Origin of the sequence: Rhizobium sp. B21/90 (assembly GCF_019355815.1) — a bacterium.
Taxonomy (GTDB): domain Bacteria; phylum Pseudomonadota; class Alphaproteobacteria; order Rhizobiales; family Rhizobiaceae; genus Rhizobium; species Rhizobium rhododendri.
On record NZ_CP072162.1, the window covers coordinates 3414696 to 3425951 of the forward strand.

10 protein-coding genes are annotated in these 11256 nt (G+C 58.8%); 3 read left to right on the forward strand and 7 right to left on the reverse strand.

The features are described 5' to 3' along the window. Positions 1–173: 173 nt before the first annotated feature. Both J5278_RS16550 and mscL read right to left on the reverse strand, forming a co-directional pair. Positions 174–1340, reverse strand: a complete 1167-nt coding sequence (locus J5278_RS16550; RefSeq protein ID WP_209182795.1) for a pyridoxal phosphate-dependent aminotransferase — start codon at positions 1338–1340, stop codon at positions 174–176. Between the two features lie 131 nt (positions 1341–1471). After that, entirely contained in the window at positions 1472–1906 is a 435-nt protein-coding gene (mscL, locus tag J5278_RS16555) for a large conductance mechanosensitive channel protein MscL (protein WP_142823973.1), read from the reverse strand. A gap of 282 nt (positions 1907–2188) precedes the next feature. Between mscL and J5278_RS16560 the strand changes: the two genes are divergently transcribed. Beyond that, positions 2189–2857, forward strand: coding sequence for an OmpW family protein (locus J5278_RS16560; protein WP_209182794.1), 669 nt, complete (start codon positions 2189–2191; stop codon positions 2855–2857). Positions 2858–2974: 117 nt separating this feature from the next. Here J5278_RS16560 and J5278_RS16565 read toward each other — a convergent pair whose 3' ends face one another. After that, positions 2975–3184: a cold-shock protein gene (locus tag J5278_RS16565; protein WP_111216728.1), complete on the reverse strand. Its 210-nt coding sequence runs from the start codon at positions 3182–3184 to the stop codon at positions 2975–2977. Positions 3185–4080: 896 nt separating this feature from the next. Here J5278_RS16565 and J5278_RS16570 point away from each other — a divergent pair. Together J5278_RS16570 and J5278_RS16575 are read left to right on the forward strand one after the other, a co-directional pair. Next, a complete protein-coding gene (locus tag J5278_RS16570; protein ID WP_209182793.1) occupies positions 4081–6027 on the forward strand; it encodes a methyl-accepting chemotaxis protein in 1947 nt (648 codons plus the stop codon). A gap of 252 nt (positions 6028–6279) precedes the next feature. Continuing rightward, positions 6280–6621 (forward strand): hypothetical protein, encoded by a 342-nt coding sequence (locus tag J5278_RS16575; protein WP_209182792.1) that lies wholly within the window; start codon positions 6280–6282, stop codon positions 6619–6621. Between the two features lie 411 nt (positions 6622–7032). Here the strand turns inward: J5278_RS16575 and J5278_RS16580 are convergent, their stop codons facing one another. The 4 genes from J5278_RS16580 to J5278_RS16595 form a co-directional block, all read right to left on the reverse strand. After that, positions 7033–9246 (reverse strand): FAD-dependent oxidoreductase, encoded by a 2214-nt coding sequence (locus tag J5278_RS16580; protein ID WP_209182791.1) that lies wholly within the window; start codon positions 9244–9246, stop codon positions 7033–7035. Positions 9247–9338: 92 nt separating this feature from the next. Further along, a complete protein-coding gene (locus J5278_RS16585) occupies positions 9339–10547 on the reverse strand; it encodes an acetyl-CoA C-acetyltransferase (RefSeq protein ID WP_209182790.1) in 1209 nt (402 codons plus the stop codon). Positions 10548–10594: 47 nt separating this feature from the next. Next, positions 10595–10924: a type II toxin-antitoxin system PemK/MazF family toxin gene (locus tag J5278_RS16590; protein WP_209182789.1), complete on the reverse strand. Its 330-nt coding sequence runs from the start codon at positions 10922–10924 to the stop codon at positions 10595–10597. Next, positions 10924–11181, reverse strand: coding sequence for an AbrB/MazE/SpoVT family DNA-binding domain-containing protein (locus J5278_RS16595; RefSeq protein ID WP_209182788.1), 258 nt, complete (start codon positions 11179–11181; stop codon positions 10924–10926). Before J5278_RS16595 ends, J5278_RS16590 begins: the two co-directional genes overlap by 1 nt. Positions 11182–11256: the final 75 nt, after the last annotated feature.

The window sequence follows — 11256 nt, forward strand, 5'->3', positions numbered from 1 at the left end:
GCTCGCGTCATTTGATATTTGATTATCAATCCACCTTTCCACAACTTTAAGGGTCGGAGAATGGTGGCGTAGTTAGCAATGTCTTGATGAGATAGACAGGCTTTTAGCGAATTTGCGCGGAAGAACACACTCCTGAGCCTGTGCCGGGAGTGTGGAGACTTTCGCGTGGGCGATCAGAGGCTGAGGATATACTTGCTCAACCGCTCTGCGGCGGCGGTGATCTGTCGGGGATCGCGCAGGAAGCAGGCGCGCAGGAACAGTTCCCCGCCAGCCCCAAACGCCGTTCCCGGTGCCAGGCCGACGCCGGTCTTGTCGACAATATCGAGCGCTGCCTGGCGGCTGTCGGTAATACCGTCGATCTTGAGGAAAGCGTATAGCGCGCCGTCGGGCTTCAGCGTCTCGACGCGGTTGGTGGCAACCAGTGCCTCGCAGAGGATATCCCGCGACAGCGTCGCCTTTTCGATGTTGCTCTCCACGAACACGTCGCCGGCATTAAGCGCAGCGACCGCGCCCATCTGCATGAAGTGGGCAACGCCAGATGTCGAATATTGCACGAGGTTCTCCAGCACCTGCCCGGTTTCAGGCGGCGCGACGATCCAGCCGATGCGCCAACCGGTCATCGACCAGTTCTTTGAGAAGGAATTGACGAAGAGGATGCGATCATCCGGCTGCCTGGTATCGAGCAGCGATGGCGCGCGACCGCCTGCGTAGTGAAAACGCGCGTAGATCTCGTCGGCCATGATCCAGAGACCGTGCTTGCGGGCGAGCGCCAGGATCGTGGTCAGATCCTCACGGCTCGCAGTCCAGCCGGTGGGGTTGGACGGTGTATTGAGAAACAGGCCCTTGGTTTTCGGCGTGATGGCGGCCTCGATGCGACCGATATCGAGGGCCCACTTGCCGCCTTCGAAATCGAGCTGGACACCGACCGAGCGTGCGCCGGCGATTTCGAGGGCCGCTGCAATGTTCGGCCAGGCCGGGGTCAAATAGATCATCTCGTCGCCCGGCGAGGTAATCGCCTGGACGGAGAGCTGGATCGCCTGCATGCCTGAGCCGGTGACGTAGAAATTGTCGGGTGAGAGCGCCACGTTGAAATGACGGGCATAATAATCCGATAGCGCTTGGCGCAATTCCGGGATGCCGCGCTGCCAGGTGTAGAAGGTGTCGCCGGCGGCAAGCGAGGCCATGGCGGCCTGGTTGATGAAATCAGGCGTCGACAAATCACCCTCGCCAACCCAGAGCGGCAGCAGGCCTTCCCGCCCACGTGCATAGTTGAGGACTTCGACGATACCGCTTTCGGGGGCTGCAAGCGCGCGCGGGCTGAGGCTGTTTACGATGGACATGCTGGGGTCTCCGGTTAGCCGCCTTCATAAGGCAGTTCGACGCGGAAATCCCATGACTTTGCTTGGATGACCAATCGATTTCAGTGATGGAAGAAACCCCACCGCAATGCGGCGGGTTCCGGTAAACACGATCATACGGCAGTCCGGCTGGCGAGAAGGTCGCGAATTTCTGTCAGCAGCGCGACGTCGGCCGGCGGAGGTGCCGCGGCTGTTGTCGTTTCTTCCTTGCGCTCCACCTGCCGGCGCAGCGCGTTGACGCCCTTGACCATCATGAAAATGATCCAGGCGAGAATCAGGAAATTGATGAGCACGGTGATGAAGTTGCCGTATGCAAAGACTGCGCCTTGCGCGCGCGCGGCTGCCAGTGTCGGCGCATTGACTGCACTCGAAAGGCCGATGAAATAGTTCGAGAAATCGAAGCCCCCGAAAACCGCGCCGACGACCGGCATGATGATGTCGTCCACCAGCGATTTGACGATGCCGCTGAATGCGCCGCCGATGATCACGCCAACGGCAAGGTCCATGACGTTGCCACGGGCGATGAAAGATTTGAATTCATTGAGCATGGACGCCCCCCTTTAGGATTGGCAGTACGTTGATCCCGATTTGATTAGCAACATCTTTTGCGACTGAATTCAATAGTCATTCTGCAACCGGGAGAGTGGCGTGCAGCCTCATATTCAAGTTGAGCCCCATCCAACTGTGGCGAAAATACGACAGCTTGGCGCAGAATGGTAACTCCTGGCAACACTCGGGGTGCTCGTTTGATCTCGCTCAAACCCGGCCTCCCGCCAGCGCGCGATGATTGCCCTTCAGGAAGCAATTCCGCTCACGAAGGACGTAGATCCATGAAATTTTATAAACCGATCAGGATATTGTTGGCTGCCGGAATGCTGGCAGTGGCGACATCGGCCGGTGCAGCCGACACCACCGTAGATCCGTCGATATCCCTGCAGGCGCAAAGCCCCTGGCAGATCAGGCTGAGGGCGCTTGGCGTCATTCCGCGCGATTCAGGCCGGGTCGACGGTATCGACGGCTCCGGATTGTCGTTTTCCAATACCGTTATCCCGGAACTGGATGTGTCCTATTTCTTCAACGACAACATTGCCGTGGAACTGATACTTGGCACCACCAAATCGACAGTCCATGGCCAGGGATCGATTTCCAGCCTCGGAAATATCGGCAAGACCTGGATGTTGCCACCGACACTGACGCTGCAGTACCACGTCACCAGCCTCGGCGCGTTTCGCCCCTATGTCGGCGCCGGCATCAACTACACGATGTTCTATAACCAGTCCGGCAACAGCGCCGACAGCCTCAATGTGAAGAACACGTTCGGCGTCGCCTTCCAGGCAGGCTTCGACTACATGCTGGACCAACACTGGGGCCTGAACGTCGATGTCAAGAAACTGATCCTGCGGCCAGACTTCGACGCGACCGTTGGAGGAAGCCATGTCAGTGGCAAGGCCAACCTCGATCCTCTCATGATCGGCACCGGCATCACCTACCGCTTCTGACAGGCAGGCAGCACTCCACCGCGAACTGCCAAATGCAAAAAGGCCGGGACAAAGCCCGGCCTTTCCAGTCTGTCGTCACGGACGCTGGCAAAGCCTGCCGCCCGTGATGAAAATGTCTTAGGCTGCCTGAAGGCGGTCTGCAGACATCTTGCCCGAACGCTTGTCAGCAACGAGCTCGTAGGAGATCTTTTGACCTTCCTGGAGTTCGCGCATGCCGGCGCGTTCAACGGCCGAGATGTGTACGAAAACGTCGGCTGCGCCGTCGTCAGGCTGAATGAAGCCGAAGCCCTTGGTTGCGTTGAACCACTTAACTGTACCTGATGCCATAACGATATCCTTTTCGAATCGCGAGTAGAGAAGAACGCAACCCGGAAAACGCCCGGATCGCGGTGAAAACCGATTTTGAAGGGAAGTTCGCCAGCAACGGCTGGAATGGCCGCAACAAAGTTCATCTAGCAAGATCGATGGCAACGTTTATATCCGACCTCCGTCGCTGTTTCAAGCCACAGCGAGTGCAAAGTCTCACCGCCGAAAGCCGGTTACTGATACGGGTGCATTGATCGGATGCCGGAAGGCCTTGCACACCCGACGTTTGGATGGGGCAACGGCGTGGCGGGCGCGGCCCAAAAAAATGCAAATTCAACCTGGAATGGCTCTGTCAAAGTCTAAAATCCCAGGTCCACTTCCACCTTTGAGCGATGGCTCCCGAAGCGTCACGAATCAACGATTGCAGCAACTTTCAGGTCGTTCCCCGAAGTGGTTAGCGATACTCAATGCATTCACATTGTCGACACGCTAACCGCGATTTCCAGCAACCGATTATCCATGGAGCTTTCAAACTACGAGGGATCATTACTGTTAGTGTATAAACAGACAGCCAGGCTTTGCTTTTTCATGCGTTATTTCGTTTATTTCTAATGCTGGAATGGCACTGACTTGCGAAAGCGCAATTTTTTGCCGCGATATTCCGGCTGTTCATTGGCAATTTTAGAGATACATGGCCTGCTCTTTAGAATTAAGAATTACTTAGAAAGTATGTCCTACATTTTAGTCGACTGATATGCATGGCTGAGTCGTCATCCAGCAGAGGTCAGCGGGTTTCGTGGGTAGGGCGCCTCTGTCAAAAATCGGCAGCATCCTCACCGTCCGCTTCTCACGGTCTGCCCAGTGAATGATTTGCTCGTGGCACCCCTCCCCGAAAAACAGATTTGCCGGAGTTGCAGGTGAAACACATATCTATCATTGGAAAATTTTTGCTCATCATGGCAGGCTTCGGGCTCTTTGCCATCGGCGTCTCGCTGTATTCAGGCCAGCAGCTCAGCAGCATCGACACGGGCTACAATGCGCTGCTGGATCACGAGTCGGCAGCCGCGCTTAATTCGGCCCGAGCCAACCGCAGTTTGCAAACCGCGCGGGCGTCGATCGGCGATATCTTGATGGCGAATACGGACGAGCTCAATGCGCGCTCCGAGAAAAGCCTCAAAGAGGCTAGCGATGGCTTTGTCAAATTCATGGACCAAGCGATCGCTGCGTTACCCGAGAACGCTTCGCTGCCCCAACTGAAAACGGAAGGCATCCAAATTCTTTCCACGACCTGCGCACCAGCGATTGTTGCCGGTCGAGCTGCCACTAGCCCCACCGACGTTCTCGCTTCACAGCAACTTTTCCTGAGCCAGTGCCAACCTGCATTCGCTGCAATCTCTCCGAAATTTTCGTCTTTCGTCACTGACATCGCGGATGCGTCTTCCAAGGAAAGCGACCGGCTTACCAGTGTCACGAACGGTACGATCATGACGACCCTCATCATCGTCGCCGTTGGTCTTGTCGCGGTGCTCGTGCTTGGCTTCCTCGCCGTTCGCTCGTGGCTTGTCAGCCCGATCCAGAAATTGGCCAAAACCATGAACGTGCTTGCCAATGGCAACCTCGACGCAACAGTCGACGGCGTGGATCGGCGCGACGAAATTGGCACCATGGCCAAGGCGGTCCAGGTGTTCAAGGATAATGGACTGCGCGCCAAGGAACTCGAGCGGGATGCCGAACAGACCCGCACCGCAAGCGAGGCCGAACGCAGCCGCGTCGCCCAGGCCGATCGCCAGCGAGCCCAGGAAATGGCCCAGGCGACCTCGGGGCTTGCAAACGGGCTCAAGCATCTCTCGAGCGGCGACCTGACCTTCCGCCTCGACGAAGCATTTGCCGGCGACTTCGAAAGCCTGCGTGCCGACTTCAATGCTGCCGTCGACCAGCTTGCCTCCAGCTTGCGGTCGGTCTCCATTGCAACGGGATCCATCGACAACGGTGCGCGCGAAATCAGCCAGAGTGCCGACGATCTTTCCAGGCGCACGGAACAGCAGGCTGCATCGCTCGAGCAAACTGCGGCGGCACTCGACCAGATCACCATCAACGTTGCCAACTCCTCGAAGCGGACTGAAGAGGCCCGCCACGTAGCGATCGAGGCCAACAAGTCGGCGCGGCGCTCCGGCGAGGTCGTTTCCAACACGGTCGTTGCGATGCAGCGCATCGAGCAATCCTCCAACCAGATCTCCAGCATCATCGGCGTCATCGACGAGATCGCCTTCCAGACCAATCTTCTGGCCTTAAACGCAGGTGTCGAAGCCGCTCGTGCCGGCGAGGCGGGCAAGGGCTTTGCGGTCGTAGCCCAGGAAGTCCGCGAACTCGCGCAGCGGTCTGCCCAGGCCGCCAAGGAGATCAAGGACCTGATCCGCAATTCCGGCGAGGAGGTCAGCAATGGCGTCAAGCTCGTGCAGGAAACCGGACATACCCTGAAGATCATCGAAGAACAGGTCATATCGATCAACACACAGCTGGATTCGATTGCGACATCCGCCAAGGAACAGTCGGTGGGGCTCGCCGAAGTCAACACGGCGGTCAACCAGATGGACCAGGTGACCCAGCAGAACGCCGCCATGGTCGAAGAGTCGACCGCTGCCAGCGCAGCTCTGGCCGGGGAAGTCGAGCGGTTGCGCGAGATCATCTCCGAATTCAATGTCGGGGGAGGCCGCGAAGCAACGCCGATGCGCCGTCCTGAAGTGGCCCATGCCAGCCACAAGCCCGTTCCTTCGCCCGCACGACGCATGCTTTCCAAGGTTGCCGGCGCCGTCGGCCTCGGAGGCGGCAGCTCGGCTGCAGCAGAGAACTGGGAAGAATTCTGAGCCAGTCGACGATCAAAGCCTGACACGGCACTCGAATTAACAGGAGGCCGGCCGCCAAGTCATTGGTGGCCGGCCTTCCGCATTTTCCCCTGACGACGACGATCGTCGCCGCGCAGCAATTGCGGCCGATGAGAACTATCCTGGCAAAACATGCACGCCGTGGCTTTTCATCAGCAATCCTTCACATAGTCTGGAACAACCTGTTCGAACACTGGTTGGTTGTCTGTAAAAAACAAACCAGGGAGATACCCAATGTATTCCAAGATCTTGGCAGTGACTGCTCTGACGCTCGCAATGGCCACAAGCGCGATGGCAGCCGGCACCGGCAGCCCAGGTAGCAGCTCCGGGACATCCGGCGCCTCCGGTTCCAGCTCGGGCAGCGATAGCACAGGCAATGGCACCAGCACCGGAACACCGGGCTCGAACACGGGAACCGGCGGCACAAGCGGTGGCATGACGAATGGCACCGGCACCAACAGCGGCGGCAGCAACGGCGACGGGAAGTCGCAGGATTGCAACGCTACAAAAACCAACAAAAATACGACGAATATGAAGTCCGACGCCGACAGCGCGCAGACTTCGAACTGCCAGTAATCTTATATTGGCTGATCAGCCCCGAGACCGACAGCCCCGAACTCCGCGGGGCTGTCTTCTATTTCGGACGTCAGCCAAATGGCACGTAATTGTCGCAAAATTGACAAAGTTCGTTTGACTTTCTGCGGAATATCGAACTAAATAATATACATGGTTGGGAGACCATGCGGAGGAGGATTTCATGAGCGATCGTGCAAAAGCATATGTCATAGCTTTCGAATTGTCGGCCTGCATCTGGGCAGCCATCGGGCTGATCGTCTGGAGCAGCCTCTGATCTACCGGCACCGAGCCGATTGCCTGATGCGCGAGAAAAGCGACGCTGCCGCTTTTCACCTTTGATCACATGATTTCGACGACGCTTTCGTCGCTACGACCGTTCCCGAAATGCGGCGATAGTCAACCTGACTTATGTCAGGCTGCGTTTTCCACCTTGTACGGATCGAACCGTCCGTAGAACGTTTCCCCGCTTGCGGCCATATCGATCAGCAGCGGCGTCGGCTTGAAATCGTCGCCGTACTCGGCCGCCAAATTTTCGCAAAGCGCCACGAACGCCTTTGCTCCCATTCCATCGATGTAGGACAGCGTGCCGCCGGTGTAAGGCGCGAAGCCGAAGCCGAGGATGGAGCCGACATCGGCCTCGCGGGGGTCGGTGACAATGCCCTCTTCCATCGTCCGTGCGGCTTCGAGCGCGATTGTCACCAGCATGCGCTGCTTCAGGACCCCGACATCCACATCCTCAGGCTTCTTTTGAGGGAAGAATTCCTTCAGGCCGGGCCAAAGCGTCTTCTTCGCCGGTTTGGCAGGATAGTCGTAGAAACCACGCCCGTTCTTGCGGCCCCTACGGTCGAGTTCGTCGACCATACGGTCGATGAGCTTGATGTGCCCGGGATCGACGGCGGCAGGTCCGAGATCGGCTACCGTTGCCTTCAGAATCTTCTGGCTGAGATCGATGGCCACCTCGTCGTTCAGCGACAGCGGTCCGACGGGCATCCCGGCCATCTTGGCGGCATTCTCGATCATGGCCGGCGGCACGCCTTCGATCAGCATGTCATAGGCCTCATGGATGTAACGGAAGACACAGCGGTTGACGTAGAAGCCACGGGTGTCGTTGACGACGATAGGCGTCTTCCTGATGGCGGCGACGAAATCCAGCGCCACGGCCAGTGCACGGTCGCCGGTCTCCTTGCCCATGATGACCTCGGTCAGCATCATCTTTTCCACTGGAGAGAAGAAGTGGATGCCGATGAAATTGGACTTGCGCTTCGAGTTTGCCGCCAATCCCGAGATCGGCAGCGTCGAGGTGTTGGAGGCGAAGATCGCCTTCTCCGGCAACATCGCCTCGACGGCCTCGATCACCGCTTTCTTGACATCGCGGTCCTCGAACACGGCCTCGATGACGAGATCGGCATCGCCGAGATCGTTGTAATCGGTCGAAGGCGTGATGTTTGCAAGCAGGGCCGCGCCCTCCTCCTGCGTCAACCGACCCTTTGCGATGGCATCCTTGACGAGCCCCTCGCCGGTCGCCTTGCCCTTGTTGGCGGCGTCCATATCGCGGTCGATCAGGGTTACGCGCAGGCCCGCTGCGGCGGTGACATAGGCGATGGAGGCGCCCATGAAGCCGGCGCCGACGATGCCGACATGGCGCAGGGCCGTCTTTGGGATGCCAGCCGGGCGACGGGCGCCCTTGCCGAGCTCCTGCATCGAGACGAACAGCGAGCGGATCATCGAGAACGCTTCGGTCGTCCGCAGGACCTCGGTGAAATAGCGCTGCTCGATCTTCAGGCCGAGATCGAAGGGCACCTGCAGGCCTTCGTAAACGCATTTGAGGATGGCGAGCGCGCCCGGATAATTTCCCGCTGTCTCGCGGCGGAGAATGGCAGGCGCTGCCGGCCAGAGTTGGGCCGAGGCCGGCGTCCAGATACCGCCGCCGGGAACCTTGAAGCCCTTTTCGTCCCACGGAGCGACGGGTTTCAGTCCATCCCTGATCATCTGCCTTGCCGCAGCGATCAGCTGATCCGGTTCGACGACCTGATGCACGAGGTTCATCGCCTTGGCGCGCGCCGGAGACAGCGAGGCGCCCGTCGTCATCATCTGTAGGGCGTCCTGGGCATTGGCAAGCCGCGAAACCCGCTGCGTACCGCCAGCGCCCGGAAAGATGCCGACCTTGACCTCCGGCAGCGCCAGCTTGACATGCTTGGCGCTGGAGACGACACGACCGTGGCAGGCGAGCGACATCTCGAAGGCGCCGCCCATGCAGGTGCCGTTGATCGCCGAAACCCATGGTTTGCCGCAGGTTTCGAGCTTGCGGAAAAGGCCGGTCATGCGGCCCACGAGGTCGAACAGCTTTTGTGCCGCCGTCGCAGGGTCTCTCGCCTTCTCATCATTATAGAAGGTGAACATCGACTTGATCATCGACAGATCGGCGCCTCCGGAAAAGCTGGCCTTGCCCGAAGTGATGACCACGCCCTTCACGGCAGCATCGGCGACGCTTGCATCGATGATGGCGTCAAGCTCTTCCATGACCTCGGCTGTGAACACATTCATCGACTTTCCTGGCATATCCCAGGTGACCAGCGAAATGCCGTCTGCATCAGTCTCGACAGTGAAATTGGTATAGCTGCTCATCGCGGGATTCCTCTCCCAGTAAATGTTCGTGGTTGCCGGGTTGCACACTCACTCGCTTGCCCCCCATCAGGGGGGGGGTGCGGAGGAAGCCATCAGACCCTTTCGATGATGGTGGCGGTGCCCATGCCGGCGCCGATGCAGAGGGTAACCAGGGCCACATTGAGATCCCGGCGTTCCAGCTCGTCGAGCACGGTACCGAGGATCATCGCACCGGTGGCGCCGAGCGGATGGCCCATGGCGATGGCGCCGCCATTGACGTTGATTTTGCCGTGATCGATGTCGAAAGCCTGGCAATAGCGCAGAACGACGGCGGCGAAGGCCTCATTCAGTTCGAACAGATCGATATCGGCCAGCGACAGGCCGGAGCGCTTGAGCAATTTTTCGGTCACATCGACTGGGCCGGTCAGCATCAGTGCCGGGTCGGAGCCGATGTTGGCGAAGGCCTTGATGCGGGCCCGGGGTTTGAGGCCCATGCTCTCGCCACCAGCCCTGGAGCCGAGCAGGACAACGCCCGCGCCATCGACGATGCCGGAGGAATTGCCGGCGTGGTGGACGTAGTTGATGCGCTCGATTTCCGGATGCGCCTGGATACCGACAGCTTCGAAGCCGCCCATTTCACCGGGCATCTGGAAGGACGCATTGAGGGCGCCGAGCGCCTGCATATCCGTGCCGGGGCGCATATGTTCGTCATGGGCAAGGATGGTCAGGCCGTTCTGGTCCTTGACCGGTATGACGGACTTGTCGAACCAACCGCTCTTCCACGCATGCGCCGCACGCTTCTGGCTCTCGACCGCATAAGCATCGACATCGGCACGCGAGAAACCGTATTTTGTGGCAATCAGATCGGCGGAGACGCCCTGCGGCATGAAATAGGCTGGAAAATTGACCGATGGATCCATGAACCAGGCACCACCGCCCATCCCGAGCCCGACCCGCGACATGCTTTCGACACCGCCGGCAATGACGATGTCGTCCGCGCCCTGGGCGATCTTGGCCGCAGCCAGATTGACGGCATCCAGGCCGGACGCGCAGAAGCGCGAAATCTGCATGCCGGGTGCACGGGTCGAATAGCCCGCCTCGAACGCCGCAGCCTTCGGGATGACCGCGCCGGCTTCCATTACCGGATCGACGCAGCCCATGATGATGTCGTCAACCGTCGCCGTATCCAGACCGTTGCGATCACGGATCGCCTCCAGCGTGCGGGCCGCGAGACGCACCGACGGCACCTCATGCAACGCGCCATCCTTCTTGCCGCGACCGCGGGGTGTGCGGACATGATCGTAAATGAAAACCTCGGTCATCGTCTCTCTCCCTGGCGCCATGGGCACCAAAATTCGAACTTTTTATATCAGTCGAAGAACGTACTGATCCTGGCGAGAACTTCGGACATGATGAAATCGGGCACACTTTCCACGTATTTCCCGCCGCGCGCCCTAAGGTCGAGCGACCGCAACTGATTGCACATGATCACACCCGAACTCCGCGTTCCCGCGCCGGACAACGACACGGCAAATCCTTTGAAACGGGCAAACTCACCGCCGGTCGTTATAGGCACCACTATCGGCGTGCCGATGGCATTGAAGCTTTTCTTGGTAACCACCAGCACATACCGCGCGCCGGCCTGTTCACGTCCACGGATCGGTTCCAGATCGACGTGCCAGATGTCTCCGCGATCCACTAGATGACCTCTCGGCCAGACGGTGCATCATCGAGCCATTGCCGATCTTCCTCTGTGAACGGTGCATCAAGATCGCACTGCGCCAAAAGCTCATCGAGCGTGTACTTCGGCCGCTTGTGCGGAACCGCAACGACGCGCCCATCCTCTGCCAATACCTCGACCTTGGTATTGGCTGTCAGTCCCAACTCATCAACGACAGCTTTCGGGATCGTCATCATGACAGAGCCTCCCACATTGCGAAGTGTCGATGTCGCCATTTTCGCCTCCAAAAGTTATATCAATATATAACTTTCAATCATGCTGCACAAGATGCGGACTCGACCACAGATACC

Bases quoted from the DNA above. Each gene is read 5' to 3' on its own strand.
- J5278_RS16550 (WP_209182795.1), bottom strand. From the start codon at position 1,340: ATGTCCATCGTAAACAGCCTCAGCCCGCGCGCGCTTGCAGCCCCCGAA.
- mscL (WP_142823973.1), bottom strand. From the start codon at position 1,906: ATGCTCAATGAATTCAAATCTTTCATCGCCCGTGGCAACGTCATGGAC.
- J5278_RS16560 (WP_209182794.1), top strand. From the start codon at position 2,189: ATGAAATTTTATAAACCGATCAGGATATTGTTGGCTGCCGGAATGCTG.
- J5278_RS16565 (WP_111216728.1), bottom strand. From the start codon at position 3,184: ATGGCATCAGGTACAGTTAAGTGGTTCAACGCAACCAAGGGCTTCGGC.
- J5278_RS16575 (WP_209182792.1), top strand. From the start codon at position 6,280: ATGTATTCCAAGATCTTGGCAGTGACTGCTCTGACGCTCGCAATGGCC.
- J5278_RS16580 (WP_209182791.1), bottom strand. From the start codon at position 9,246: ATGAGCAGCTATACCAATTTCACTGTCGAGACTGATGCAGACGGCATT.
- J5278_RS16585 (WP_209182790.1), bottom strand. From the start codon at position 10,547: ATGACCGAGGTTTTCATTTACGATCATGTCCGCACACCCCGCGGTCGC.
- J5278_RS16595 (WP_209182788.1), bottom strand. From the start codon at position 11,181: ATGGCGACATCGACACTTCGCAATGTGGGAGGCTCTGTCATGATGACG.